Raw genomic sequence first — 26,422 nt, 5'->3', positions numbered from 1 at the left:
GTTGTGTGTTCAATATCGAAAGTTTCTGATCAATTTACCTGGGATACCAGATAGATTCTATGGTGTGGGCGATCGCTGCGCCGACGCCGTTGCCATACGCACTTCCCGACTCTATATTTTGATTATCCAGCAAAACGGTGACATGTCCTAACTTTCGCCCCGGACGTGATTGAGTCTTCCCATACCAGTGAAGGTGCGCTTGGGGAATCTCTGCTATTTGTTGACGCTGGCTTTGGTAGTCGCTGTGAGAATTTTCATACCCCAGCAGGTTCACCATCACAGCGCCAGCGCACTGCAAAGCCGGATTTCCCAAAGGTAAGCCACAAACGGCTCTGAGGTGTTGCTCAAACTGAGAAGTTTCACAAGCGTCTAGGGAAAAATGCCCAGAATTGTGAGTACGAGGCGCAATTTCATTTACCAGGATTTTGCCATCAGCACTAAGAAATAGCTCAATTCCAAAAATTCCCACTACTTCTAGGCTATTTAATAGAGTATGTGCGATCGCTTGGATTTCTGCTACTTGATTGGGCGTAATCTGGGCTGGCGCAATCACCCGGCGGCACACTTGTTGTTCTTGTTGGGTTTCTACTACTGGATAAGTTACAATTTCTCCCTCCACAGAACGCGCTGCAATTATTGCTAGTTCTCGTTCAAATGGGACAAATTCTTCTAACAAGAAAAGTGATTGATTTAAAGTTAGCTTTTGCTCTAAACTAGCAAAATCCTGAATTATGAAAGTACCCTGACCGTCATAACCGTGGCGTCGGGATTTGAGAACTACTGGAAAACCTAGATATTCTATTTTTGATTTGATATTTTCCGCCTCGTCAAGGGCAAAAAATTGAGGAACTGGTAATCCCAAGTCCCTTAAATAGCAGCGCTGATGATATTTATCTAAAAGAGGAGCTAAAGCTTCTAATCGGGGGCGGAAAGAAACGCCTTGCTGTGCTAAAACAGATAAAGCTTGCAGGTTAACAAATTCGTTTTCAAAGGTGATGACATCGCATTTTTGAGCTAAAATTCCTGTAGCACTGGCGTCATCTACCGGGGCGAAAACGATTTCTTGGGCAATTGACACAGCCGGGTCGTCTTCACTAGGAGTTTGTATGATCAATTCTACTCCTAGCTTCTGTGCTGCATCCGCCATCATCCAGGCAAGTTGTCCGCCACCAATTACACCAACACGCTTCATTGACATCCTAGAGATTCACGAGTTTGCACGCCTGTTTTGGAATTCACACCACTGGCTTTGCCGCACAGTTCTTTGATTTGCGCCCTATCCAAAACTGCATCTGTAAAATCTGCACCGTCTATATTCACATCATTAAAGATGGCGCGGAGCAAAAGAGCTTCTTTGAAAACTGCATCGCTCAAATCTGCCTTAGTTAAGTTTACCTGATCAACCATTGCATTAGTTAAATCTGCTCCGTGGAGATTTGCTTTTGTCATCACTGAAGCGCTCATGACTGCTCCCCGCAAGTCAGCGTTTGTAAAGTTAGCCAGTTCCATATTGGCGTTAGAAAACTCCGCAGCTTGTAAACTTTCACCAGAAAAATCACGTCTTGACAACTCTGCATTGCTAAATGACAGTGGATGAGTCCAGTCTACTGCCAGTGCGGGATCAGCCACGCACCAGATAATAATTCCTAGAAGGAACGCCAACCCTTGCCGCCAAAACATATCGAGAGCCGATTTGGTGTCTAATTGCTGCATTTAATTACCGCATTTGAATATTAGCAAGACTGGCTTATCCTAATTGAGACTCGCAGCCTTGCTACCGGATTTGGGGAATGTGTATTTCCTTGCTTAATATTTTGTAACGCAAAAAGAGCTTAGGCATAGCCCGTCGTAGACATTCCTTCTCACGTTTATCTAAAAGAGCGGCAATATAGGAGCGTTTGTACTCACACTGAATATATAGCGTTTCCTAAGCAACTGAGGTACACCCAAATCTTTTTTACCAAAGTTAGTAACTTTGAAAACCTACCTTACCAGATATGGAACCACTATATTTACACATCACGCGCTTTGAAAAAATTATAGATAGCAAGGGCGATCGCTAAAAGCAACAGTGCATGAATTAAATTTCCGGCAATATGAAGTGCCAGTCCTAATCCCCAAAAAGCAATCAGTACAACAACAATACCCCAAAGTATACTCAACATATATTTGCTCTGAGTCAACTCAGTTTTAATTTGTTCATAGATTTTACTCCTAGCTTCACTTTGATTCTATTTACCCTCCCAGATGTATATAAATTTTAATCATCTTTCCAACCACTCCTATTGTTGTCGAAGGCGATCGCGATTAAGGCAGTGCCGTTATGCGATCGCTCTTGTTGAAGGTAAAACTTGAAATTCCTAACTCTAAAGAAATGGTTTAGCCGGATGAAGCAATGTCTACATGGGCTACGCCTATGTTTATTGATTTGTTCACAATTCTTCATTTTTAGATTTGAATTTGAGGATCTAAAGAGCGCTATTGAGTAGTAATGCTCATTGAGTTATTTACAATACTTTACTTTCAATTTTCTAAGTAAAGTTTATTGTCTTTTAAAAAAAACAGCCCCGCTCAACTGTTAATGTTTTAATTAATGAAAGTAAGGTCTGAGCGTAATTATAGGCGTCTCAATTGCTTCACAAAGCTTAAAAGTTGGATAATTAGCGTTAATTTTATAGCGATAAATTAGTTCTTCAGGAATCTCTAAGAGTTTACATTCACCAAGTACACAACTTTTGCAAACCGAACTCCCAAACCCGATGATGAATCATTACTCACTTCAATGGATTGAGGCATGGTGCCAAGAAAATGGCTGGACAGATTTATTTGTTGAGCGACGTAACAACTTCTGGGCTTTCCCTCCGGGTGGGGTAATGCCAGAACCAATTCCAGTTCATGTTCTCAGAGTGATTAAAGCCGAGAAGGGATTGACTTTTGAAGAACGATTGTGGTCGATGTCCGCAGTCATTGGCACAATCCTAGCTGTTCTTTTTACCTTTTGGTTGCAGTCTCCGATGCCACTAGTTTTGGCTTTCGCTTTTAATGCGGTTACGGTGGCTCAATTTGAACTTGAAGATGCCTAAATTCTTATTTTGGGCTTTGCTATTAAAAACTGCTCTTGTCTACTTTTAGCAAGAGCAGTTTTTAATTTCACAAAAAGAGACGAAATCACTACAGTTTCAGCTAAAGATTACTAGTTATTCATTAATGAATTCTGTTTATGGCAGAGCAAATATTGTAATACATTAGCATTTGACAGACACTTCAGTTACATTGCTGCGAAACTTCACCATCGCTTCACTAGCGCCAAAATGTGCTGCAATCTGAGGTAACAGCATGTTTCGTTGTGTCGCCCATAATAAACCACGTTTGGGAATTTGAAGGCATCCCCCTAAATAAGTTGCTTCATCTTCGTTGTTTTGTTTACGTTTTGGTAGTCCAGTTACCGAATCAAAGCCAACAGGCTTATGATTGAACAACACATGAGCTATTTCATGCATCAGATTTGATTCATACCGTGCAGGTGCATGACGCGGGTTATATACAATCCATAGTGGGTTATAGCGTATAATCCCTGCTGACCACCCATCGCTAGTAAGTAATACTGCTACCTGCTCTGGCTCTAAATTCGGAACCTGATCGGGTGTAAAAAGTCTTGCTCCTAACTTGGTTGCTAGAATGTCTGCGGGTAACGGTTCAAACGATCGCACTCGAAGTAAGCTTCGTTGTTCAGTTGCGATCGCCTCACAACGTTGCCTAAATTCAGGCGATAGACTTTGAATTAATGACATATCTTTAGGGATCTTGCTTCAATTCGCCATCATTTTGAGACAAATCGCGATACGCTGCTTTAACTAAAGATGCTAAAGCATTAGCGATCGCTGGATCAAGGTTTTTGTCAGCGCGTAGTTGAATAGCGATCGCTTCAGGCGTATCCATTTGATTCTCAACTGTTGTTCTAAACAACTCAGCCGGTGCCACTTATAGGCAGGGCTGTTTCATTCTAAGCCATTGCTTATTTATTTTTTCTTCTATTTCGATAAAGTGTTCAAGATTACGATCATGGTTTGGATCTTCTTTATCTAAAGCTTGATAACCGATGTAGGTCTGAGGAATACCCGCATCCATAAATTCAGACTTCCATTGCCTTTTTACTAATTTGGGGCCAATAATCAATACATGTATAATTTTATCTGCTCTAAAAAGTTTCAAGGCGATATGAGTAGCAACAACAGTCTTTCCAAGACCTGTTGAGGCAACCAACATAACTCCGCTGTGATCGCTTATTTTCTGTAAAGCTTCAGCAATCATTGCTCTTTGATAATTTGTTGGCGGAGTATACTTGTTATCAATTTCTACATCCTCAAAAGCAAGTAAGGTTTTGAGGTAAATATCCCACGGAGAAGCAAGTTTCAACCAATCTTCGAGAGCTTTAAGTAGCCTCTGAGTTAAATCTACTGCTTCAGCAAAATATCCATCAAATTCCTTGACAAATTTTATAACTTCATCATTCTGATCCAGTATATTACCAGCTTCAACCTGTTCTATTAACCCATGTTTAGTTAAATTTGCTGAAGTTACGATGGCAACCTTACAGTCAACCAAGTAAAGTTTTGCATGATGCTTCATAGCACGTGCATCTACGAGCCGAAATTCACCTCTCCGAATTTTCTCAACCAAATCTGCTACAGCTTGACGGCGATTACCTGCTGATGATGCTGTTGCTAAATCTTTCGTGATTTCTTGGATCAGAAGACGCTGTGCGTATCCTTCGTCTTGTCTTTTAGTTCGTTCGTTAATTCCAACCAACAGATCAACATACTTTCCTTTTACAACATCTCGAATAAGATCCCAACCGTTTATAGTAAAATAGCCAGATGCAATACGAATTTTTGATTGACACATTGGGAAGTAGTATTGGATTTGTTCATAGATTATCTTGGGAGCAAACCAGGATATTGGCAGAGAATCAGTCATAACTCGGTGCTTATATTAAAGATGGCTTAGATTGAAGCCAGATTAGACAATAGTACATTTAAACTATAAAAAATAATACATTTGAACTAAATTTGGTTAATTGTGTTACTGTTTGCCAGTTATTAACGAATTTAGTGGTTCTAATTTGCAGACTATTTCTGGAAAGTTCTACTTTTGAGATTCGCCTGTTTCTAAGTTGGTAATCCGCAAGGGGTTTTAATGCCAGAACAGGGGGCGAGAGATGCGATCGCTCAAAGTAATTTCAAATTTCTTCCCCAGTTTGACCAAAAGAAAAAACCCCTCCGCATTTCTGGTATGTCCGAAGGACGCAAAATGAGCTTGTTTCAGGAAATAGCGCGATCGCTTGTTGGTAGTAACGGTACAGGTCATTTGGAGCAAGAACTTGGGGAATTAAAGCGCCTTGGAGAAAATGATTTAGATAACCACTGGAAGGATCGCGATCGCCTTTTGTTACTCGTCAACTCATACGATCAAGCTCGTTGGGCGGCAAACGAAATTCGCAATTGCTGGTCAAGTATGCAGAATTTTGTTTATCACTTAGTTCCTGACAATATAGAGACATACACCGAAGATGATTTTGATGAGCTAGCGAAATTTGTCAAGCCACCTGATAAGGGTGCCCTCAATCGTGCAGATATTGAAACTTTTGGGCAAATTAAAGGAAAAATTCTTGTTGCTCCGATGAATGCGATCGGGCGTGGTTTCAATATTTTGAATGCAAATGGTAAAGCTGCATTTGGTGCTGTTTACTTTCTGACTCGTCCATATCCACATCCACATGATACACAAGCGATCGCCCAAGAAATGAACCGTCGTGCTTTAGAGTGGGCAGATAGAGCAGACTTTCTAGCATGGCAACAAGGAGACGGAATTGTACAACGTGCTGAAAAGGTGCGCCAATTGGCAGCGCGTTACTGGCGATCGGTTGAACAGCGTTCTTATTATAAAACCCTGCGCGATAATCAGGAATTACTTGCCTTTCCCCGGTTTGATCTTGCTGCAACTACTGCTGGGTTAGTTATTCAAGCCGTTGGTCGTCTTTTGCGTGGAGGTGTCCCATTTCGTGGTTATTTTGTCGATGCGGCTTGGGCACCCAAGAGTGCTGCAAGGAAAGCTGATCCAGAATTATCTGAACTAGATACAGAACAGACAAGTCTTCTGGTTGCTATGCTTCTACGAATTTGCGACTACGCCAGCGAGGAAAACACAGTAGGGAATGCGCTTTACAAGCCTCTAGCCGATGCACTGGAAAGAATCGAAGACCTAGATTGGTAAATTTTTTGTATAAAGGAATTCATAATGCCTAAAAAAGACGTGCAACCTCCTATTCTCTTACCTGCCAGAATGAATCTTGCAGAAGATGCTCTTACAGATTTGGAAATTGCGGTACTTGAGTTTCCATTTGCAGAAATTGTTGCGGGCTTTCGTAACAGTATGGAAGAAGTTCTCTCACCTAATCGCAAGAAAAAGGTCTGGATACCATATCGACAGTTAAACAATGGATTGCTTGCCTGTGCATCAACATTGACACATGGTTTTGAATACTTTGATACAGGCGATTATCGAGCATTAGCTGTAGGAACGGTTGAAAATCCGTTGCGAGTTCCAACTCCTGAGCAAATACATGAGTTAGTGATTATTTGGGCGCAGGAGTGGACAAAGCAATTTGATGGTAAGGGTAAAGCAGATCAGGTGAATAGTGTTTGCGATCGCTTTCTTGAAAACATGGACATAATTCCTACTAATTGGAATTGGCAACCTATTACTCCAAAAACGCTCATTCAAAACATCAATGCTGAAAAAGGACTGGGATACCAAGCCATTCCTAGTTTCTTAGCAACATTGCTGCATGAAAAAAAATGTGTTATTCACTCTGGGCAAAGAGAGCAAGAAATTCAGTGGCGCAAGGTACAAGGCGATGGCTCAGGTCGTACTGGACTATTCCTAGTCAGTCAAGCATTTCCGGCACTGTACACAGATGACTATGGCAAAGAAAGGGAAGGCTATTTTGTCTATCGCTTGGATTTTCGCGTTCAGACTCAAGCAGGGCGATTTAATCAAAATGACAAGCTTAAACCGTGGATTTTTCTGCATTTAAGTTGTCAGCGATATGCTCATGAGCCATTAATTGAAACTAATTATGGTCGTGACATTTCTGTACTGATGGGGATGAATGAGGAACGTTTATCTGGTTACGAAGTAGATTCAACGTTAATACGTCTTACCATTGAGAACAATGGAAGAGAAGATAGTAATTTCTGGAAATTTCAATTGCCAAATCTGTTAGCTGCATTCAAAGCGCGTCCCCTTGAAACAACCGATAACATTCGTTGCAACCCTGCTAGATACGGCGATTTAGATAATCATCCTAACTGGAATAGAGATGAATATTATTTAGTTCATGCTGAAGGATATAAGTATGAACATGAAAACCATAAAAGAGGACATAGTATTAAACCAGGATTTAGTTTACAGGAACGTGGTGATATCGTTGCTCAAGTGTTAGAGCTTCTAGACGGTGTTTTAATATCAGATAATGCAATGCAATCTGATATTCCTGCTCCATCTGGTCAAAAAACACCCTTGGCTATGCGCGATTACGAATATATTTCTCAACCTTCAAGTTTTACAAAACAACAAAAAGAAAAGCTGACTGAAAAAGAAATTAAGCAACGTGTAGATAACCGTCGTCAAGAAAGACAAACGATCATTGCTGATGCTATTGAGCAGGCATTGCAAGGAAAACCCATACATCTTTTTATTCTGTGGCGCGAACGAGATACCTATGATGTAACTTGCGAGACATTGCGTGATGCTTTCCTGCTCAATAAAGGAGAAGATTTTCCAGAGCATATCAAAGTATCATCTGTGTGGATTGATGATCCAAATCTTTTGAAACCCCTCGACACAGCCGGACTTGCACCTAAAGATGGTCAAGAGTTTGACAAACAGATCCGCAAGCAGCATCAAATGAAACTCGATGCATGGCGCGACTTTTTGAAACATAAGGTTATTGCTTCAAGTGACTCTACTACTAAGCCTTACTGTTTTGCAATTATTGAAATTGGACAAACAAAGAAGAAGGGAGTTCATCCCAAACAGAGCATCTATAGAGTAGTTCGTGAAGCTTGTGTGTTAGAAAAAATCGGTTCCCAAATGGTGCAAACAGTTAGACCAAAATCATCTGACAAAGAAGATGAAAGCACAGATACATCGCCATCTTACAGCAAGAAGACAGAAGGACGTATTCTGAATGCTGTACTGGATGTAACGCTACGCCAGCTTGGGGCACTCTATGGACTGCCCTCAGAAGTCTACGAACGGGCAGGGATACCAAAGGAAATCGCCCAAAACTTAGACGTAATTGCCCTTTGTCGCCAAAAAACAAATCAAGGTCAAGAAAATATTCACTATGCCTTGGCTATTCGTCTGCGGGCAACTGGTGCGGTTGATGTCTTATTTCCCGATCGCAACAATTGGATTCCTTACGCACAGGCGGGGATTGAACTGGGACAGATTTTCTCACGAGTACGCCGCGATCGCAATTACAAAACAGTTCAGTTAAAGGGAATAGAGCTTGCAAAATTTGCGGCGGATGTACTAACGCAAGTAAGCGAAAAATCTACCCTTGTCTTAATCGAAGCTGATGTATGGCGTAACGAACGTGGTGAAGAAAACGGAGGTCAAGCTTGGTTCCAACTAAAAAATGAATATCTTCTTGCAAAACGGGATATTTTAGACTTCCAACACGTTCCAGGTCATGCTTGTGTTTATCCTCGTGACCATAACCAACTTAGTAACCTGCTGGGAATAATTCGCTTCCGCACTGGCGATGAGACAACTCAATACATCACTAATCGACAAGCTTGGAATGAGAATTCTCCAGCACGAGATTTAATTCGCTTAAGTGGTTTTTACGATACCTCTGTACCTGAGTTGCTCCATTACTTCTCTATTGGAAGATTACCAAAAACACAGAAAGCTCAAGATACCCCAACAGCACGCGAACTCTATATGCTCGACTCCCAAAATGACGAATCCGGTGTAAATATTGCATTCAAGCACCAGCAGATGTTAGAAATGCTTCCCTTCTTCATTCGTTCGGATTTTCAAAAAACAGAAGAAAGCCTAAAATCACTTTGCCGAGTGCCACACTACTTACGAATCTCACCAGCGTGGTCTATGGGTAATATTCATTCACCATATCCAATGCATTTAGGGAAACAGCTAATAAAAGATCACTTATGCATCCTTGGTGTAGAAGTCTGAATCAATATTTCTCATAGATGAAGGAAAAAGTACTCAGCAATCAGCACTTTTAACCCTGCTTTAATAATTTCAGGTAAATTTAGCCTAGATACTCAGTATTTTAGGTGTAAAAATTGTATTTAAATATATTTACTCTTATAAACTTGTGATGATCATTTCTCGGATGCTACCTTCTACAAGGTGACACAGGATTTGGAGCAGTTTTTTTAATCATGAAGGGTAGACACAAAGTAGCTTATAGTTTGACATCGCTGATCAGTCTCAATTTAATATCTAGCTTAGTTGCATTTGATGGAGCGAACGCCACACCACCAAGAACTCCAGACAAAAGTATCAACTGTGAAATTTTAGTTGTGGGTGGTGGACTATCTGGCGTCGCCACAGCTTACGAAGGATTACTAGCAGGACGAACGGTTTGCCTCACGGAAATTACTGACTGGCTGGGAGGACAAATTTCTGCTCAAGGGACATCTGCGTTAGACGAACGGCCAACTCAACGTGCCCTAAAATTCTATTCTCGCGGCTACCTAGAATTGCGAAACCGGATTGGGCGCAAATACGGTAAACTTAACCCAGGTGACTGTTGGGTAAGTGAATCTTGTTTTCTTCCCCACGATGCTCACAATATTTTGACCCAGATGCTTAAAGATGCCGAAAAGCAGGGCAAAGGGAAGTTGCAATGGTTTCCCAACACGGTAATTAAGGATTTGGAAATCGCTGCTGATGGCAAAATAATTAATAGTGCGATCGCTATCCAACATCAACCAGCAAAAGGCGCACCACCTCTCAATACTTTTACTTTATCTCAAAGTATTGAAGATTCTTATAGCTACGAAAACTCATCTCGCTTTACTAAAACTATTCTCCGTTTCATCCCCAAGGCAGAGAAAGGGGATGCTCCTAAATGGTATGTCGTAGACGCGAGCGAAACTGGAGAAATTATTGCCCTTGCTGATGTTCCCTACCGATTAGGCATTGATGCCCTTTCTTACCTAGAACCTTCTGCTTCTGGCACCAACAATAACCCTTATTGCCCTCAAGGCTTTACCTACACCTTTGCAATGGAGGCAACCAAGGAACCACAACCGCAGACGATGCCCCCATTTTATTCACAATACGCCCCATATTTCAGCTATGAATTAACGCGACTGGCTAACTTTGATTTAGTTTTCACCTATCGTCGCATTTGGAGTCCAAACAAAGGGAAACCAGAAAAATTCGGTGGTGTAAGTTTTACTGCTCCTACACCAGGAGACATCTCCATGCAAAACTGGACTTGGGGTAACGATTACCGCCCTGGAACTGCCCAAGATAACCTAATTTACAGTCGCCAACAGTTAGAAAGTACTGGGCAATTAAAACCAGGGGGCTGGATGGGAGGACTACGGACAGAAACCCTCCGCAAAGCTGAGGAAAATGCCCTCTCTTTCTATTACTGGCTGGTAGCTGGGATTACAGATTCCCAACTGGGGGAGGGTGTAAAGCAGCTGCAAAGCAATAACCGCTTGTTGTCAGGGCCAAATTCGCCGATGGGGACAGTGCATGGCTTATCAAAATATCCCTATATGCGCGAAGGGCGGCGCATCATTGGCCGCCCCAGTTGGGGACAACCTGCTGGCTTTGGTATTTGGGAAATTGATATTTCTCGCCGAGATTACAATGATGAGTATTATTCCAAGACTCTGCCAGCAGATATGTATCGGAGGCTACGAGCAGCACTTGCAGGTTTGGAAGCAGTATCAGTAATTGAAGGTAAAGTCCCACCAGAAAAAGCAATGCGACGGACTCGTTCTACCATCTTCCCCGACGCTGTGGGTATTGGTCACTACGCTATAGATTTCCATCCTTGCATGGTAAATAGTCCCCCAGAAACCCCTGGTAACACAGAACGTCCAGGCGAAAGACGTGGTGCTGGGCAAGCTTATCCTTTCCAAATTGCTTTGAGGGCAATGATTCCTCAGAAAATTGATAATTTGCTGGTAGGAGGCAAAAGCATTGCTACTAGTCATATTGCTGCTGCTGCCTATCGAGTCCATTCCTTTGAATGGTCATCTGGCGCAGCTGCGGGAACTGTTGCTAGTTTTGCCCTTAAAAATGCGATCGCACCTTACCAACTAGTCGATGACTTACCCAAACAAGAACCACAACTAGAAGCGCTTAAACGGCTTTTGCAACAAAATGGCAACCCTACCGCTTTCCCCGATACATCTATTTTTAACGAAAACTGGGATAATTGGAAATAGGGCATGGGGCATGGGGCATTGCTTATTTCCCTTGTCCCCCAGTCTTTTTCTTCAATGCGTGAATTTTGAATTTTGAATTGATTTCTCCCTACTCCCCACTCCCCACACAATGGACTAAACTAGTTACTTATAGTGTAGTTTTGTAAAATTATCTTGCTTAATTGTTCTATGGTTACGACACTTTCAGCAGATGTTTACGGGATGGCCACAGCACCAACTAAAGCTCCTGAACGGTCTAATCAAGTTACCCGTAAGACTTATCCGAATTACAAAGTGATTGTATTAAATGATGATTTTAATACATTCCCACATGTGGCTGAATGTTTGATGAAATATATTCCAGGGATGACTGGCGATCGCGCGTGGGATCTTACTAATCAGGTACACTATGAAGGTCAAGCGATCGTCTGGGTTGGTCCCCAAGAACCTGCGGAACTCTATCACCAGCAGCTGCACCGAGCAGGTTTGACAATGGCACCTCTAGAAGCAGCTTAATTATCATGGGTAAACCCACCGTAGATCCCCTCCGGGCGGCTTCGCAAAAAGCTGCCAGACTGGTTTGGAATCACTCGACACACCTTTCTGGTCTAATTCCCATTTTAGAACGTCTTTGTCAGCAAGATGGTATCCAAACCGTAACGCCTGGGGTAATTGGGCGGGCAAAAGGTCATTGTCCGAAAATGCAACTGCGTGTCTCAGTACCGATTCGCGGCGGCTATAAAGTAATTGCACGCCAGGGTAAGACGGTGCAAGAGGTGTTTATTTTAACCCCTTTGGCGCAGTCAGAACTGGAAACGGCATTAGCGATCGCCATGAAATCTTAATCATGCCCATGCCCAATCCCCAATGACTATTCTTCAACACGGTGTACTGCAAATTTGTGTAGTGGCAGACTAACAATGCAAGAAAAAGTTAAGAAATATGACAGAGCCGCAGTTATTCTCAAAGCCATGAGTATAGATTCCCAGTCGGGTAAAGCTATTTTCTCTATACCAAAGGCTAGACAGTAAACTAGCCAGTAAGTAAAACTCATTCTAAACAGAATCCGCTCTGTTTCTTCTACATCATTATTTTTTTGCTGCTTACCGTCCCACAGTAACACCAGCCCAATAATGCAAGCGACAAAGGAAACAGCAACTACAAATTCGTGGCAAAATATATTTAACGAATGCATTTGTGTTTATTCCCACATTTTTCAGTTAAAATTCAGTCTAAAGGAATATTCCTTATAGAAATACAAAACATTTACAAACCTCAATAGAGTCATGCAATTTATGTAAACAAATGCAACAAAAATTGTTGTTTTGCAAATTTAAATATTTTTAATAAAAATTAAATATTTCTGTTAAGTAGGTGTTTGGGAATTAGAGTATTATTAATTAATTTAGATTTTGGACAAATAAAAAAGGTCGCGTATTTTTTAGGCAAACTCTAATGCTGGTGCTGTTAGTGGAGGCGTGCAATGTCTAGTTTGGGTTTGATTGGGGCACTTTATTAGATATTGCGATCGCCAGCGTTAACACTTTACTGGGGAATAGTGCGATCGCTCAAATTGCTTCAGATGGTACTCTACCCATAAACGTAGGTTAAAGAACTGTCAGCCAGCAACTAGCGCAGCTTATATCTTGCACCAGGCGACTGGAAGTCGCGGCTACACAGTCAAAACCCACCTCCGTGGGTTAAAAACTCTTGATTTCCTCTTAGTCCACGGAGGTGGACTTTGTTTGTATAGCCGCGATTTCTAATCGCTAGGGCTAGGTGCAAGATGTGAAGCAGCACACATCATAGTTCGCTAATTGCTGAATGAATTGCTGCGTGTTCAAGAAATTGCACTTGTTTAGGACTTACGCACTGTACAAATGCATCGTGATCTGCGATAAATTCTATTGAGGAAGTTTTCAGGCTTTTGTTAATTATCCTGCGATGCCTACGGCGGTAAACTACGTAAATAGATCATGCTGTAGGGGCACAGCATTGCTGTGCCCTTACGAAAGATATGGTTTTTAACCTTGATTCATATTTGGTATTTCTTCTCAATGCGTAAGTCTTATTGTTTGAAGACAATAGCTCAGAAATCTTAACAATTTTCTCCTGATGTTTCACAAGCGCCAATACTTACCCAGCGACTAGAACCATCTTCCCAATGTTCTTTTTTCCAAATGGGTGCATTGTGTTTAAGGGTATCAATAGCATACTGGCAAGCTTGAAATGCCTCACTCCGATGAGGACAACCCACTGCGACTAAAACGCTAATTTCTCCAACTTGCAAACGTCCGGTGCGATGATGAATTACTACCCGATTCACATCAGGCGTAGATAAGCGAATATCAGCAGCAATTTGATAAAATATTTGCAATGCCATAGGTTCGTAAGCTTGATACTCTAGAGCAATTACAGGTTTACCATCAGTTTGATTGCGAACCACGCCACTCATCACAACCACAGCACCGTTGGCTGGATCGTCAGACAAGGCATAGATTTCTTCAATAGACAATGGTGCAAAGCTAATGGCAAAACTATCTTCGGCTCTTGGTTTAACAGCAGAGGTAAGTGTAGTCGTCATAATTGCGTTGGTATTATGTGGGCTTTTTCTATTGTCTCTGAACAAAAGGCTGCTGGTGTATATTTAGTTGCTCTTGCTATGCTTTTGGGCAAAACAAGGATTTTTTAGGTTGATAATTTTATCTGTTAACAAAAAATTATCCGGGTGTAAATCTTCTAAAATTTACTTAAAATCACCAAAATTCTCGATCATCTTCCTTAAAGGAGGTTAGTATAATTAAAGTCATCAAGTTATATGCTTGATTAGTTATTTAAATAATCTGATCGTGACTTCATTGAGCTATCAAGTGCAGTAACATCTGAATTGACCAAGAAGCAAATTTCCGATTTCGGCTACCAATTATTAAGTGTATATTATAATACTTAAAATCTGATTTTTAGTAAGTAGCGTTTTAGCGCTGCTACCCTTATAAGCGTTGATTCACAAAACTTCTGCTTAGTAGGTGCAGCGTTTGAGTACGTAACGCATCTTAATAAAAGCTGTAAGTTATTACAACGCTTTGCAAATGATTAGACCACAAATCGTAGGGTGGGCAAGTTGTCATTCAGCAATAGTTAGGAACAATTTCATGAAATCTTTAGCGTGTAAGAATGAAGCAGCGAGGGTTGAGGCTCTGCGTCAGTACCAGATTCTCGACACTCCACCAGAAGAAGCATTCGACGATCTAGCGTTCTTAGCCGCACAGATTTGTAACACGCCGATCGCCTTGATTAATCTAATTGACGCTAACCGTCAGTGGTTCAAAGCCAAGGTGGGGTTAGATGTACAGGAAATGCCACGAGATACCGGGTTCGGCTCGATTTGTATGGAAAGTGGCGAAGTTTTAATTATTCCCGACACCTTAGCTGATGAACGATTTGCAACAAATCTTCTAGTTACCTCTGCTGAATTGTCTGCAAGATTTTATGCAGGCGTACCTTTGTTAGCACCAGGAGGAGAAGCGATCGGGACTCTGTGTATAGTCGATCGCGTACCACGCCAAATCAGTCCCCAACAGGTGGAAGCACTACAAACTCTTAGCCACCTGGTAGTTAGACAACTAGAGATCCGGCAGAACTTAGCTGAACTAGCAAGCATTAAACAGCAGTATAAAGAGGCACAAGAAGCATTACACCAAAGCGAATCTACTTTGGGCAGCTTCTTTAAGAGTTCGCCGATGATGATGGGAATTACCGAGTTGGTAGATAATGACATCCTACATATTTCGGATAACCCCATGACAGCAAAATTCTTTGGACTCACGCCAGAAGCAATGCAAAATTGCCTAGCGCGAGATATGGGTGCAACAGATAAGCATGTGTCCCAGTGGATTCATCACTACCGTCAAGCGGAACGCACCCAATTACCCGTCAAGTTTGAATATTCTGACGATACTCCTCAAGGTGAAATATGCGTGTCAGCGACAGTCTCAGCAATTGCAGTAAGTTCCGGTAGTCGTCCGCAATTCGCCTATGTGGCTGAGGACATTACCGATCGCAAACAAGTAGAACAAAAAATCTGCGAACAAGCGGCATTGCTGGATATTGTCACTGATGCAATTGTTGTGCAAGATTTGTCCAACAAAATTTTATTATGGAACAAAAATGCTGAAAAACTTTATGGCTGGAAGTCAGAAGAAGCTATAGATAAGAAGTCAGATGAACTTTTTTCTACTGAATCTTTGTCGCAACAGCTAGAAATTTATCAGAATGTCTTAAAGGATGGATCTTGGCAAGGTGAGTTATATAAAACCAGCAAATCTGGCAAAAAAGTCATCGTTGAAAGTCGCTGGGCGCTGATAAATCATGAACATTCTCAAGCCAAATCAATCCTTATAGTTGATATTGATATTACCGAGAAAAAACAACTAGAGAAACAATTTTTACGTGCTCAACGCATGGAAAGTATAGGCGCTCTTGCTAGTGGCATTGCTCACGATTTAAATAATGTGTTGTCACCAATTTTGATGTCAGTGCATCTGCTCAAAGCTAAAAGCTGCGATCAACAGATTAACCAGATGCTGTCAATAGTAGAAAGCAATGCCAAACGTGGTGCTGATTTGGTAAAGCAAGTGCTGTCATTTGCTAGGGGAATTGAAAGCGATGTCCAAGGACAACCCGCTACGCGTCAACACACCGTGCTTCAAGTCAAACATCTGATTTTAGAAATGCAGCAAATTATCTCACAAACATTTCCCAAATCAATCGCACTGTACACAGAAATTCAGGAGGAATTGTTACCTATTTGTGCCGATAGTACCCAACTGCATCAGATACTAATTAATTTGTGTCTGAATGCGCGGGATGCCATGCCTACAGGTGGAACTTTAACAATATCTGCCGAGAATATTTGGATTGATGAAACTTATGCCAGTATGCATATAGAAGCTACAGTTGGTGCTTACATTGTCCTGACAGTTACTGATACGGGGCTTGGAATCAACAGTGAAATATTAGATAGAATATTTGAACCATTTTTTACAACAAAAGAGTTAGGTAAAGGTACAGGACTTGGGCTATCAACAGTAATGGCGATTATTAAACAACACGGTGGTTTGATCAACGTATCAAGCTGTGTAGGCAAGGGGACAAAATTCAAGGTGTATTTACCAGCAGTTAATCAAGTTCCAATCCAGTTGTTAGAAGATACGGAAATACCAGCTGGATCTGGAGAATGTATTTTAATTGTAGATGATGAAGCTGCCATTCAGGAAATTACTAAAACATCCCTAGAAAACTATAATTATACAGCAATTATTGCTAGTGATGGCATGGAAGCATTAGCAATTTACGCCCAGCATAAAGATAAAATTAGTGCCGCAATTATTGATATGATTATGTCCAATATGGATGGAGCAACTACCATTCGCACATTGCAAAATATCAATCCCTTATTGCCGATTATTGTTGTCAGTGGACTTGCAACAAGTGAACAAGTACCAATCGACAAAACAGCTGAACATACAGCCTTTTTACCCAAACCTTACACAACGCAAGAATTATTGAAAACCCTACATGGAGTTATTAGTAAATAGTATAATCTTTTTATTATCGCAGAAAAACATCAGGGATGGGAGCTTATGGCAATTATTGGCACAAGAATGCAATAGCTTTGGCACATTGACTTCAAAGTTTGAGTTTATAATACAGGACGACTTCTTGCATTCTGAGTTCGCCCTAGCAAAGTATGCCAGTTAATCTAATTTTTTGAAGGTGCTATTAACAACAGGACATCCAAATTATGCAGCCAGATGGCATGAACGAAGAGGAGAAAGAATACTTAGACTATCAAGAAGAAAAGCGAGCATTATCTAAAGTCATAGAACGGAACATTCGCACTATCATCCGCCTTCGGATCAAGGCTGCTAATAAGCGAAACTTGCAAGACCGAATTGCCGACGCTATTACCTCTTTTTCTGGGCATATAGTTTTTGTTTATGTTCATATTGTCTGGTTTGGTGTTTGGATTATTGTGAACACTGGCAAATTAGGCGTGCATCCTTTCGATCCATTTCCATATGGATTGTTGACAATGGTGGTATCTCTGGAAGCAATTTTTCTCTCAACATTTGTGTTGATCAGCCAGAACCAACTGAGTGAAGAAAGTGAGTATCGCACCAACTTAAATTTACAAATTGGACTACTGACTGAGCATGAAGTTACACGGGTATTACAAATGCTCGATGCGATTCAAGATAAAATGGGCATTGAAAACGATCAAGATAGTGATCTTGCAGATTTAGAAATGGAAACCAAGCCCGAAGATGTTCTAAGTGAAATTGAACGGCTTCAACAGATGGCGCTTAAAAGGAAAAAATTCAGAAATCGTAATCAAAGATAATGACTGCGATCGCATGGGATAACATTGATACTTGGCCTAAGTCCCACTTTGGCAAAAATATATTAACCAAAGTTGCAGATTATCTTAGGTTATCAAGCAAAATTGCATTTATTCAAGTTTAGGCGCAAGGAAAAATTGCAGCTAAATAAAGGGTGCGATCGCACCCTTTATTCGATTCTTTCCAGGTTGTTTAATTGGGCGGGGTTTGTTTATTCATATAGTATGCTTGCTAGTTTTTGCATACAGGCTTACTTTTCTTGAGTCATCACCTTGATGTGCGGCTTGATATGTTTCCCTCTATTTTGCGATGCCTTCGGCGGGCGCAGCCATCGCTAGTAAATCTGCTTGCATTGAGATGCTCCCGTGAAAGTTATCTATCTCGATGAGTCTGGGATGAATAATCAGACGAATATGGAGGTTATCGCCAAAGATATATAACTTTGGTTAATTACTCAGTCCGTTATAACTAATAATTTTTGATGCGATAATACCAACTAACACCAATGCACCTAGCGCTCTGCGAAAATAATTAACGCCTTGAAATAATTCCAGCCAAGCCCAAGTAAACAAGGAGCCATTTGCTACTACGTCTAACACTGTATTTATTTTGCCACTTGTAAAAATTAGAGCAAGTGAACTGGTTACTATCCAAACAATGAGCGGTAGGTTTGGCATCTGAGCTAAAACAATATTGCCATCGCTATCACGAAAGGTTTTATCAACTAATGTATTTTGTGTATTTTGCATGATTTGGAATTACCACTTAGCTAAAAATTATTAATTTACAATAATTACTGGCTTGCCTATTAAGAATAGGCTGACAGTTAATTGTAAATCTTTTAATATCATTAAAACACTCAGGCAAATCTCTTTCCAACCATCTAATTGCTGAGATGAGAGCGATAAAGCATATTCATATATGAGTATATTGAAAGGCATACTCACACGAAATCTGCCAATTGTCTGATATACCGATAGTAGTATAACGAGAAAATTGAACCTACTATTTACACTTGCAGGCAGAGGCAATTTTAGTCCAATAGGCTTGGTGTTAAGGCTAAAATCCTTTGTCAAGGTCAATTTTTTTAACGTAGACGCATTCGCGTAGCGTCTCGTAGAGAAGCGGCTTGCCGCAGGCTACCACAGAGGCGCAGAGAACACAGAGAGAAGAAAAAAATGGTTAACTCAACTGTATTGAATTTTAGTCTGTGTATATAGGAAGCACCCCAACCCAGTGTGGCTGGGATTGCTTCTCTTCTCTACGAGAGGCTGCGCCAACGAGACGCTGCGCGAACGTCCTCCCTCCTCTCTACGAACGCGAATAGCGTGTCGCAGACAGACCGGAGGCGAACGCAATGGCGGAAGATTGTTAGATTTTACACTCATTGGGATGCTCCCTGTTGGGTAGTCTAATCTTGAGCCTTTCGTTGATAAATTTGCGGTGCAAGAATGACTTGAATTTGCTTTTCCTGGCATTTTTGAGAAAAAGCACGAATTTGAGCTTCCTCGTCTCCCTGAATTGACAAAGATTCCAAAAATCCCTGAAATCCTAAAAAAGCTAATTCGTAGATAGCTTTTTGACTAAAACCACCTTGAAAATAGCCACTGTGGGTATCAACACCTTGAGGATCTCTATTGTTAATAGACTTCCGAATAAATGCCAAAGTTAGTAAAATATAATTACCAAAATTTATCGCTGGCTTTTGTAGGGCAGAACTAACAATTCCTATCTGAACATTCGGATTATCTTTATAATCGGTACAGTCAAAATATGTAAATAAATCTGCGGGTATAACCTCATTTTCGGGAATTTCAGTTATCTCTTCAAGTTTTCTATGTTCACTACTAGAAGAACGAATTTCTAAATAGTTGTAAGGTTTATCGAGTGTGTAATCTGTCTCATAGTCTTGTTTGTGTAAATTAACAACTCCATATCTGGGTGTGTGACCAACTGTATCATTTTTGTTGTTGAAATGCTTAACTGTGATATTACCAAGCCTGTAGCCACTAATCCGAGTTCGTGCGGGGAAACTAAAGTAATTTGCCGCAGTGGAGGTAATTCGTAACGCTAAGTCTCCCTCATTACAAAAGATATAAGCTTCTTCACATCGACGTAAAGAAGAACGAAGAAAATTAGCTCGTCCTGGCAAGATAGTTTCTACAGGAATATCAGGTGCAACTAGCACAAGTCTCCCTAAGCGAAATACATTGCCAATATCTGAATTAGGTTCTTTATTAATAGATTTAACGTCAAAAACATCAGAGAGGATACGAATTACATCTGTAACTACAAAACACCCCATACTATGACTAATAAATGACAATTTAATGCGTTTATTAGGGGGTAAATTTACTGTAACATCAAGCTGTCTTATTAATTCAACTAAGTCTGTTACACCATAATTAGTCCCTCTATAAGTATCACGAAAATAAGTAGATATTCTGAGAATAATTAATGTAAAAATAATTGAAGATAGAATGCCAGATAGAATTAACAGCACTGTGAAAAAGTGGACAGCGCTATTACTCAAAATATTTAGGAACAACAAAACTATGGTAGACCATATACTAATTGTTAGTCCGACAACTAAATTGATAGCTAGTAAAGTTGGTAGAGAATACAGTGCGTTGATTAGCTTTTGCCCAAAAGAACCAGACTCATCTGTTTTTATGGGGTTTTCAGAAGGCCATCTATATCCTATAAAAATATACTTATTTGGTTGCTGAATATGTGTATTAACATATTCATAAATCTTTTTGCAGCCTGTCTCTGTATCAGATGGTGTAGAACTATATCCATGAATATTTATAATAATTTCTGGTTCTGGGCTTGATTGCAAAGTATCAGCAATTTTATCAATCATCTCTTTGGCTGAAGGTTCAGCTTGTCCATAATTGATATTAAAAAAGTTTTGATTAACAACTGTTGATAAATAGTTGTTAGAATTATTTTCTTCTGTCTCAACATTCAGTTTGGCAGTACTAACTACGAAATAACCAGGGATTTTTTCCTGGTTATTTTTATTAAATTCGTAAATTTGATACGGTTGATTGTCTGCCAGGTTATTCTTATCAGGAGAGTTGATCATGTCTATTTTCCTTTACAAATTAGGTGAATTATAAGTAATAGTACTTAAAACTTGCTGGAAATCAGGGTCGGAAACACAATTTTTTGTCAAGATTATTACTTCACTTTTTTACCTAAAAAACTGGTTGTTACTAATATTACTAGAGGCGTTGTCTTATGAGCTTATTGCAATCACTAAACACTCATTTGGAACCCTGAGAAGCATATCGTTAAAAGCAGGAGTATAACGACCATCTTCATCAACAACCTTACGGAGAGTATACTCGCCAGCCCTAGAAAGCCCGCCGAACCAAACATTTTTTCTGTGCCAAATATCTCCATTGAGAGAATTTTTGTCTTGGGACATTGTAAAATTTACAATCGATGTTGAAATTGGTATTCCCAGTAAAATAGGTATGATTTGAGCTTGCTGCAAAGTTTCATCTTCAAACTGAATTTTGTAAGTTAACTCAAACCATTGAACTAAACGTAATAATATCCAGCCAGGAATCGAGTTATGAAAAGTCCACTGTAACGGTGCAAATACTGGTAAAAGTAAAGCTCTGTTCTGTGTATCCCATTCTAAATTGTACATCGTGATGCAAGTATCTGGCAGTGGATTGCCATCCAAAAAAAACACACCCTTAAGAACAGATGGTAAGTTTGTTTCTTTGATTGGAATCATCCAGGTTGCAATATTATTAAGTTGCTTTTTCTCGATTAATTCAGCCATACTAATTTGTAATTCGTAACTACGACAAACTTAAAAAGCCTTGAAGAAGAATTTAGGAGCGGAGCCGGAGACACTCCGCCTCCAGTCAGAATCAAGACGCTCTCTGAACTTCGGTGACTCACTACTCACAGTCGTTGAGCAAAACCTTGTAGCACTAAATTATTCGGAGTAACGGCAGTCACTTTTTCAAAATCCCATTTGACTTCTGTAATTGAGTCCCATTGATAGTTTTTAAATAGATGTAAACAGAAAATCTTGATAAAGCCAATTGATAAGGATTTACCAGGACATGCTCGCTCATGCCCTTCGCCGTTCCAAGATAAGATATCTGAAAAATCCCGCGTTAGATCAAAATCATCTGGATTTTGGTATCTATTGGCATCCCGATTAGCTGTAAAAATAGAGCCAAGGAAGCGAGTACCTTTTTGGAATGGACATTTTTGTTCTCCAATCTCGACTTCACCCGCTTCAGTGGTGAGTTGGCTAACAAATCGCACAGGTGGATAGAGACGAGCCGTTTCTAGAATCACTTGATTGAGGAGTGTTGACTGTTCTAGAGCGTCTGAATCTAAACTTTTTTTGCCATTCCAAACTGCATTGACTTCTGACACTACATTATTTCTCAAAGTATTATCCAAGCATAAAACACCAATAACAGATCCCAAAAGCGCACTCGTGCCGGCAGTACCGGCAATATGAATCATATCGAAAAGGGTATTAGCAATTTGGTGTTCGTTCAACTGATACTGAGCGCCTGTTTCAAAGTAAGATGCCCATTTGGGAGATTGTTGATATCGCTTGGTTAAATATTGACGATGCCGAATTTTTGGCGCTGTTAATATTGCTAGCAGATACTTGCTAATAAAATTTGGCAAGGATGCGAGAACCAAACCTTTAGTGTAACCACTCGATGCTGTGATTTCTTCCTCAGATAAAGATATCTGAAAAACCAGTTGGTGCAAAACCGAGAGCATGATCTTTGGCAAATCGTTGCCGATGTGTAATTTGCCTTGTTTAGTAGCCTCTAACAGTCTTTGCTCAACTAAATCCCCTAAAAAGTCTATCTGCGCTGACGGTTCTGGTAAGGCTTGTAAGATCACAGTACGTACTCCTGTGTGTTCGTTACCATTCGTTCCCAAGCTCAGAGGATTATCGAGCAGGTAGCTAGGAGCTAATATTCTGATGATGCCTAAATCATTTCCTCGCAGTTGTGGTTGGGTTTGGATTAGTTCTCTCACCTGAGTGTGAGAGGAATGCATAATTGCTTGGTCTACTGCAAAATACTTGTCTCCAATATTATCTTTACGGATGTAGAGAAAGTCCCGCCATGCCTTGAGGATGATTAAGGCATCCGTATAATAGAAAATCAAACGCAGAAACTTGCCGATCGCAGTGTCATAACCTACTTTGGCTAGTATAGGTGCAAGCCATAGCTGGCGATCGTGACCTTTGAGAACTTTATCTTTAAGTGTCATAATATTTACTTTGGTGTTTTAGTGGGCATTGGGCATTGGGCATTGGTTACTAATTCTTCTCCCTCACTCCCTCATCTCCCTCATCTCCTTCACTCCCCAATTCAGATATTGATGCTCTGAGGAATTTTTGAAGGAAGCAGATACTCATAACTTGGACGGTGCAAATTACGTTGCTTGATGGTATCTTCTACCTGCTGAAGATTATTCTGGAATGCCTGTAACAATGGTTTTACTTTCTGGTCTGTAAAGTATCCTTGCTGATATTCGCCGAGCTTGTTGTAGTATACAGACCCCAATAAGCTGAGTAGGTTATATTGCCGTTGCGCCTGATCTAAGGGGGGGAGCAAATTAAGGTAGTCTTGCTCAGTAACTTCTCTTTTGAGAGTTGAGGCTGGTAAATAACCTGCCAATGGTATGGCTGCGGCGTAGCCCATCAAATCTTTTTGCGGAAAGTTAACCGCAGCATGTTGGGCGCTGGCAGTGAAAATAATCAGCGTAGTGGCATCAATCAGGTAATTCAGCGTTTTGATGCGACCATCTTCGCCAAAATCGGAGATACGACCACCATCGTAAGCTGAAATTTCGGCTGCCCAAGTTTGCAGGGCTGTATCTTTCTGAATGTCTTCATCCGTGGTGTAATAAAGGTTCAGGTAGTCCCAAACCCATTGATGAATAGCATCCCAGACTAATAGTGCATCATCCCGGTAAGGATAAACAGGCAATAAGTTGGGATCATCCACACCGCGCTGTTGGAATTGCTTGGGTAAGATGGCACTATTGAAACCATAACTTTGCAACCCTCGCACTGCTAAAACGCGAGAGTTATCGATTGATGGTGAGAGCAATCTATCCACGCCACCACCAGGAGCAATGAGAATCCGTTGGGCGGCATCGTTAATTGCTAAGGTGCTGTCAAAATGCGGGCGCAGCAGTATTCTTAGGGGATGGGTGAGTGGCAGTTGTCGATAGGTAGCGATCGCAAAAGCCCCGACAAACAGGTGAGTTCTTGCTAGGTGAGTAACAGCTTCGTGAATGTTGGTATCTGCTATTTGGACAACTGTTTTGGCAAATAGCCAAGCGTATTTACCGGAATTAGGGGTAATAATCGGATAATCTGATCCTGGGGTTTGACCGCATTGAATGGCGATCGGACGCAATAGACGGGTGGGATCTGAGCCTTTGGGTAAGGCAAACAATGCTAAAGGAGCATAAACATATTTTTGCTCATGTGGGAATGTACCGTTGATCGCGCCGGATAAAATTTTATAGTCAGCTAAGTAGAGCCTTCCTTCAAGTCCTGCTGCTGCTAATGAATCGTCAGTTCCCATCACTGCTTGGTAATCTTCGTCTGTGACTGGGAAGCGATCGCCTGGAGTAGTTACTCGCTCGATCATGACGGGATTGTAGCCAGCTACTCGCATGTAGCCAAATACTTCATCTTCCTGGTAAGTTTTGGCGATCGCTGGTACACTAATCACCGGAAACAAATTTTCGTAGTCTTTGAGACTGGTTGCATGTCCTGTGGGCTGTCCTTCATAGAGAAGGTTAATTACCCGATTTAGAGTATCTCTAAGGATTACCAGCCCGTTTTCTTTAAGAATATGAAAGAAAAGATCGTCGAGTTCTCTAACATCCTTGGATATCCCTTTAAGTAAAAGCTGGGGAATAATTTGCAGAATTCTCGCTATAATGCTGATTCGGGCTGGGATTGCTCCCTTGAGCAAGGCTTCTAAAATAAACTTTTCGACATCATCACGAATCGATTTGGAACCCTGATTGCCTCGGTTGACAATCAAGGTATTGAGAAAAATAACTCGTAACTGCTGGGCTAATAAAAAATACCAATTGGTGGTGAACTCTTCCGCAACAGAAAGCTGATCCACCATAGCAATAGATGGAATATGGGTGTAGTTATATTGATACTCTTGCCTAGCTATATCTAAAGTATGAGCGCTTGAGGAACTGAGCAAATTATCTGGTGATGAAGCAGTCATTGACCCTACTCACTTGTAGTATGGGGAACTTTAACAGATAAACAGATTTGAGTTAGCTAAACGTATTATCGCAATCAAGTTTAAAATTCTGATTTTTCTCAAAGAAATTTTATGCAATTTCGGTTTCTGAACACAGGGTAAGTGCATCTGCCCCTACCGCGTGTTGCTAAATGTAATTTACACTTCGGCAATTTTGTCAATCTGCCAACAATCAGAAATAATCGCAGGCGCGGGATCAAATTGGCTGATGGGAGCGGGTTTCATGTCGCGATAGTCCAGCAGTTGGACTAGGATGAGGTAGGCGATCGCTAAAATGATAGAAATCGCACCTGTAAGAATGGCAACTATTTTCGAGCGGTTCATTAGTAGTTCCTGTAATGCAAGTTATTGTACTGTGCCTATATCCACATTAATACTTGAAACACACAACAGACACTTACTGATGTTTTCAGGAGTGGGGAGTGGGGAATGGGGAGTGGGGAGTGGGGAGTGAATTAAAAATAACTCAATACTTATGTACTTGGTACAGAAGCTTGTACCCTGTAAATAGACTGTTGAAGCTGTTATCTATCACGCGAAAGCACAATAATATGGCTTTTTCTCATGAATTTCAGCGCTATCGGAGTGTACGCCCACGGCAGATCCTCCAAGGTCTAGTTATTTCCATCCTCCTACACTCTACTTTATTGATTGGGAGCAAATATTGGCTCAGAGCTTTTATGCCTGAGTCTAAGCAAGAGATTCCAATTGAGGTAGTTGAAGTTGATCCTAATGAAACACACACACCCCAAAAAACCTTATTCCGGGCTACTAAAGATTCAATTGCAGGTGGCAAAGCTTTACCGAAAAGACCTGTTTCTGCTGTGAAGTCAGCTAATTCCGATGTACATAAAGCTTCTAGCAAGAGTCCTTTTGACTTAACAGCCTTATCTCCAGCAAAGGTATTCCAGCCAGAACCAAGGCAGCAAAAAGCGGAATCACCAAATTTATCTGCTCAACAACCTAAACCAGAACCAACAGCGATGTCTACGACGGGCGTAGCTGCGACACCTGCGATTACATCACCAGTACCCAAACCAGAGCCAACAGCGATCGCACCTGCGATTACATCACCAGCACCCAAACCAGAGCCAACAGCGATCGCACCGACTATTAGATCACCAGTACCCAAACCAGAGCGAACAGCGATCGCACCTGCAAATATACCACCAGTACTCAAACCAGAGCCAACAGCGATCGCACCTGCAAATATACCACCAGT

The 26,422-nt window shown here is 41.0% G+C and carries 23 protein-coding genes and 1 pseudogene; 9 read left to right on the top strand and 15 right to left on the bottom strand.

Features of this window, described 5'->3' with window-relative positions; translation table 11 throughout:
* Positions 1 to 34: 34 nt before the first annotated feature.
* The 4 genes from HWQ23_RS21485 to HWQ23_RS21470 all read right to left on the bottom strand — a co-directional run bounded on the left by HWQ23_RS21485 (position 35) and on the right by HWQ23_RS21470 (position 2,446).
* Positions 35 to 1,192, bottom strand: coding sequence for a 5-(carboxyamino)imidazole ribonucleotide synthase (locus tag HWQ23_RS21485; protein ID WP_292832728.1), 1,158 nt, complete (start codon positions 1,190 to 1,192; stop codon positions 35 to 37).
* Positions 1,189 to 1,680: a pentapeptide repeat-containing protein gene (locus HWQ23_RS21480; protein WP_292832725.1), complete on the bottom strand. Its 492-nt coding sequence runs from the start codon at positions 1,678 to 1,680 to the stop codon at positions 1,189 to 1,191. Before HWQ23_RS21480 ends, HWQ23_RS21485 begins: the two co-directional genes overlap by 4 nt.
* 332 nt (positions 1,681 to 2,012) lie before the next feature.
* On the bottom strand, positions 2,013 to 2,165 hold the full coding sequence (locus HWQ23_RS21475) for a lmo0937 family membrane protein (protein WP_292832500.1): 153 nt from the start codon (positions 2,163 to 2,165) through the stop codon (positions 2,013 to 2,015).
* Between the two features lie 95 nt (positions 2,166 to 2,260).
* Positions 2,261 to 2,446: a hypothetical protein gene (locus tag HWQ23_RS21470; protein WP_292832497.1), complete on the bottom strand. Its 186-nt coding sequence runs from the start codon at positions 2,444 to 2,446 to the stop codon at positions 2,261 to 2,263.
* 313 nt (positions 2,447 to 2,759) lie between these two features.
* Here HWQ23_RS21470 and HWQ23_RS21465 point away from each other — a divergent pair, with 313 nt between their 5' ends.
* The gene (locus tag HWQ23_RS21465) at positions 2,760 to 3,083 is read left to right on the top strand and encodes a slr1957 family protein (RefSeq protein WP_229462178.1); all 324 of its coding nucleotides are present in this window, start codon (positions 2,760 to 2,762) and stop codon (positions 3,081 to 3,083) included.
* Positions 3,084 to 3,245: 162 nt separating this feature from the next.
* On the opposite strand, the gene HWQ23_RS21460 is transcribed toward HWQ23_RS21465, so the two are convergent.
* Genes HWQ23_RS21460 through HWQ23_RS21450 form a run of 3 tightly spaced genes read right to left on the bottom strand, consistent with a single transcriptional unit; the run spans position 3,246 to position 4,977 of the window.
* Complete coding sequence (locus HWQ23_RS21460) at positions 3,246 to 3,791, bottom strand: ImmA/IrrE family metallo-endopeptidase (RefSeq protein WP_292832494.1); 546 nt, start codon at positions 3,789 to 3,791, stop codon at positions 3,246 to 3,248.
* 4 nt (positions 3,792 to 3,795) lie between these two features.
* Positions 3,796 to 3,939, bottom strand: coding sequence for a hypothetical protein (locus HWQ23_RS21455; protein WP_292832491.1), 144 nt, complete (start codon positions 3,937 to 3,939; stop codon positions 3,796 to 3,798).
* A gap of 42 nt (positions 3,940 to 3,981) precedes the next feature.
* Positions 3,982 to 4,977 (bottom strand): DEAD/DEAH box helicase family protein, encoded by a 996-nt coding sequence (locus HWQ23_RS21450; RefSeq protein ID WP_292832488.1) that lies wholly within the window; start codon positions 4,975 to 4,977, stop codon positions 3,982 to 3,984.
* A 219-nt stretch (positions 4,978 to 5,196) separates the two neighbouring features.
* Between HWQ23_RS21450 and HWQ23_RS21445 the strand changes: the two genes are divergently transcribed.
* The 5 genes from HWQ23_RS21445 to HWQ23_RS21425 all read left to right on the top strand — a co-directional run bounded on the left by HWQ23_RS21445 (position 5,197) and on the right by HWQ23_RS21425 (position 12,334).
* A complete protein-coding gene (locus tag HWQ23_RS21445; RefSeq protein ID WP_292832485.1) occupies positions 5,197 to 6,273 on the top strand; it encodes a hypothetical protein in 1,077 nt (358 codons plus the stop codon).
* A 24-nt stretch (positions 6,274 to 6,297) separates the two neighbouring features.
* The gene (locus tag HWQ23_RS21440; protein ID WP_292832482.1) at positions 6,298 to 9,267 is read left to right on the top strand and encodes an RNaseH domain-containing protein; all 2,970 of its coding nucleotides are present in this window, start codon (positions 6,298 to 6,300) and stop codon (positions 9,265 to 9,267) included.
* Between the two features lie 212 nt (positions 9,268 to 9,479).
* On the top strand, positions 9,480 to 11,510 hold the full coding sequence (locus HWQ23_RS21435) for an FAD-dependent oxidoreductase (protein ID WP_292832479.1): 2,031 nt from the start codon (positions 9,480 to 9,482) through the stop codon (positions 11,508 to 11,510).
* A gap of 168 nt (positions 11,511 to 11,678) precedes the next feature.
* Complete coding sequence (gene clpS, locus HWQ23_RS21430; protein ID WP_292832476.1) at positions 11,679 to 12,005, top strand: ATP-dependent Clp protease adapter ClpS; 327 nt, start codon at positions 11,679 to 11,681, stop codon at positions 12,003 to 12,005.
* A gap of 5 nt (positions 12,006 to 12,010) precedes the next feature.
* The gene (locus HWQ23_RS21425) at positions 12,011 to 12,334 is read left to right on the top strand and encodes a DUF2103 domain-containing protein (protein ID WP_292832473.1); all 324 of its coding nucleotides are present in this window, start codon (positions 12,011 to 12,013) and stop codon (positions 12,332 to 12,334) included.
* A 26-nt stretch (positions 12,335 to 12,360) separates the two neighbouring features.
* Here the strand turns inward: HWQ23_RS21425 and HWQ23_RS21420 are convergent, their stop codons facing one another.
* Both HWQ23_RS21420 and HWQ23_RS21415 read right to left on the bottom strand, forming a co-directional pair.
* Entirely contained in the window at positions 12,361 to 12,684 is a 324-nt protein-coding gene (locus tag HWQ23_RS21420) for a hypothetical protein (protein WP_292832470.1), read from the bottom strand.
* A 903-nt stretch (positions 12,685 to 13,587) separates the two neighbouring features.
* Complete coding sequence (locus tag HWQ23_RS21415; protein WP_292832467.1) at positions 13,588 to 14,073, bottom strand: molybdenum cofactor biosynthesis protein MoaE; 486 nt, start codon at positions 14,071 to 14,073, stop codon at positions 13,588 to 13,590.
* 568 nt (positions 14,074 to 14,641) lie between these two features.
* Between HWQ23_RS21415 and HWQ23_RS21410 the strand changes: the two genes are divergently transcribed.
* Both HWQ23_RS21410 and HWQ23_RS21405 read left to right on the top strand, forming a co-directional pair.
* Positions 14,642 to 17,086: a hybrid sensor histidine kinase/response regulator gene (locus HWQ23_RS21410; RefSeq protein WP_292832464.1), complete on the top strand. Its 2,445-nt coding sequence runs from the start codon at positions 14,642 to 14,644 to the stop codon at positions 17,084 to 17,086.
* 206 nt (positions 17,087 to 17,292) lie between these two features.
* The gene (locus tag HWQ23_RS21405) at positions 17,293 to 17,892 is read left to right on the top strand and encodes a DUF1003 domain-containing protein (protein WP_292832461.1); all 600 of its coding nucleotides are present in this window, start codon (positions 17,293 to 17,295) and stop codon (positions 17,890 to 17,892) included.
* A 444-nt stretch (positions 17,893 to 18,336) separates the two neighbouring features.
* Here the strand turns inward: HWQ23_RS21405 and HWQ23_RS21400 are convergent, their stop codons facing one another.
* The 6 genes from HWQ23_RS21400 to HWQ23_RS21375 form a co-directional block, all read right to left on the bottom strand.
* Positions 18,337 to 18,639 (bottom strand): hypothetical protein, encoded by a 303-nt coding sequence (locus tag HWQ23_RS21400; RefSeq protein WP_292832458.1) that lies wholly within the window; start codon positions 18,637 to 18,639, stop codon positions 18,337 to 18,339.
* A gap of 662 nt (positions 18,640 to 19,301) precedes the next feature.
* Positions 19,302 to 20,981 (bottom strand): alpha/beta hydrolase, encoded by a 1,680-nt coding sequence (locus tag HWQ23_RS21395; protein WP_292832456.1) that lies wholly within the window; start codon positions 20,979 to 20,981, stop codon positions 19,302 to 19,304.
* A 153-nt stretch (positions 20,982 to 21,134) separates the two neighbouring features.
* Positions 21,135 to 21,692, bottom strand: coding sequence for a hypothetical protein (locus HWQ23_RS21390; protein WP_292832453.1), 558 nt, complete (start codon positions 21,690 to 21,692; stop codon positions 21,135 to 21,137).
* A gap of 125 nt (positions 21,693 to 21,817) precedes the next feature.
* Entirely contained in the window at positions 21,818 to 23,167 is a 1,350-nt protein-coding gene (locus HWQ23_RS21385) for a cytochrome P450 (RefSeq protein ID WP_292832450.1), read from the bottom strand.
* 101 nt (positions 23,168 to 23,268) lie between these two features.
* A complete protein-coding gene (locus HWQ23_RS21380) occupies positions 23,269 to 25,161 on the bottom strand; it encodes a lipoxygenase family protein (RefSeq protein WP_292832447.1) in 1,893 nt (630 codons plus the stop codon).
* 177 nt (positions 25,162 to 25,338) lie between these two features.
* Complete coding sequence (locus HWQ23_RS21375) at positions 25,339 to 25,524, bottom strand: hypothetical protein (RefSeq protein ID WP_292832443.1); 186 nt, start codon at positions 25,522 to 25,524, stop codon at positions 25,339 to 25,341.
* Between the two features lie 356 nt (positions 25,525 to 25,880).
* Between HWQ23_RS21375 and HWQ23_RS21370 the strand changes: the two are divergent.
* Positions 25,881 to 26,422 (top strand): annotated as a pseudogene (locus HWQ23_RS21370) (hypothetical protein); the annotation flags it as partial.

The sequence above is a fragment of the Nostoc sp. JL33 genome, from assembly GCF_017114985.1.
Classification (GTDB): domain Bacteria; phylum Cyanobacteriota; class Cyanobacteriia; order Cyanobacteriales; family Nostocaceae; genus Nostoc.
This window is presented reverse-complemented; position numbering and strand designations above follow the sequence as displayed.

Excerpts from the sequence above, each read along its gene's own strand:
- HWQ23_RS21485 (WP_292832728.1), bottom strand. The coding sequence starts at position 1,192 with ATGAAGCGTGTTGGTGTAATTGGTGGCGGACAACTTGCCTGGATGATG.
- HWQ23_RS21480 (WP_292832725.1), bottom strand. The coding sequence starts at position 1,680 with ATGTTTTGGCGGCAAGGGTTGGCGTTCCTTCTAGGAATTATTATCTGG.
- HWQ23_RS21475 (WP_292832500.1), bottom strand. The coding sequence starts at position 2,165 with ATGTTGAGTATACTTTGGGGTATTGTTGTTGTACTGATTGCTTTTTGG.
- HWQ23_RS21470 (WP_292832497.1), bottom strand. The coding sequence starts at position 2,446 with ATGAAGAATTGTGAACAAATCAATAAACATAGGCGTAGCCCATGTAGA.
- HWQ23_RS21465 (WP_229462178.1), top strand. The coding sequence starts at position 2,760 with ATGATGAATCATTACTCACTTCAATGGATTGAGGCATGGTGCCAAGAA.
- HWQ23_RS21460 (WP_292832494.1), bottom strand. The coding sequence starts at position 3,791 with ATGTCATTAATTCAAAGTCTATCGCCTGAATTTAGGCAACGTTGTGAG.
- HWQ23_RS21455 (WP_292832491.1), bottom strand. The coding sequence starts at position 3,939 with ATGGATACGCCTGAAGCGATCGCTATTCAACTACGCGCTGACAAAAAC.
- HWQ23_RS21450 (WP_292832488.1), bottom strand. The coding sequence starts at position 4,977 with ATGACTGATTCTCTGCCAATATCCTGGTTTGCTCCCAAGATAATCTAT.
- HWQ23_RS21445 (WP_292832485.1), top strand. The coding sequence starts at position 5,197 with ATGCCAGAACAGGGGGCGAGAGATGCGATCGCTCAAAGTAATTTCAAA.
- HWQ23_RS21440 (WP_292832482.1), top strand. The coding sequence starts at position 6,298 with ATGCCTAAAAAAGACGTGCAACCTCCTATTCTCTTACCTGCCAGAATG.
- HWQ23_RS21435 (WP_292832479.1), top strand. The coding sequence starts at position 9,480 with ATGAAGGGTAGACACAAAGTAGCTTATAGTTTGACATCGCTGATCAGT.
- clpS (WP_292832476.1), top strand. The coding sequence starts at position 11,679 with ATGGTTACGACACTTTCAGCAGATGTTTACGGGATGGCCACAGCACCA.
- HWQ23_RS21425 (WP_292832473.1), top strand. The coding sequence starts at position 12,011 with ATGGGTAAACCCACCGTAGATCCCCTCCGGGCGGCTTCGCAAAAAGCT.
- HWQ23_RS21420 (WP_292832470.1), bottom strand. The coding sequence starts at position 12,684 with ATGCATTCGTTAAATATATTTTGCCACGAATTTGTAGTTGCTGTTTCC.
- HWQ23_RS21415 (WP_292832467.1), bottom strand. The coding sequence starts at position 14,073 with ATGACGACTACACTTACCTCTGCTGTTAAACCAAGAGCCGAAGATAGT.
- HWQ23_RS21410 (WP_292832464.1), top strand. The coding sequence starts at position 14,642 with ATGAAATCTTTAGCGTGTAAGAATGAAGCAGCGAGGGTTGAGGCTCTG.
- HWQ23_RS21405 (WP_292832461.1), top strand. The coding sequence starts at position 17,293 with ATGCAGCCAGATGGCATGAACGAAGAGGAGAAAGAATACTTAGACTAT.
- HWQ23_RS21400 (WP_292832458.1), bottom strand. The coding sequence starts at position 18,639 with ATGCAAAATACACAAAATACATTAGTTGATAAAACCTTTCGTGATAGC.
- HWQ23_RS21395 (WP_292832456.1), bottom strand. The coding sequence starts at position 20,981 with ATGATCAACTCTCCTGATAAGAATAACCTGGCAGACAATCAACCGTAT.
- HWQ23_RS21390 (WP_292832453.1), bottom strand. The coding sequence starts at position 21,692 with ATGGCTGAATTAATCGAGAAAAAGCAACTTAATAATATTGCAACCTGG.
- HWQ23_RS21385 (WP_292832450.1), bottom strand. The coding sequence starts at position 23,167 with ATGACACTTAAAGATAAAGTTCTCAAAGGTCACGATCGCCAGCTATGG.
- HWQ23_RS21380 (WP_292832447.1), bottom strand. The coding sequence starts at position 25,161 with ATGACTGCTTCATCACCAGATAATTTGCTCAGTTCCTCAAGCGCTCAT.
- HWQ23_RS21375 (WP_292832443.1), bottom strand. The coding sequence starts at position 25,524 with ATGAACCGCTCGAAAATAGTTGCCATTCTTACAGGTGCGATTTCTATC.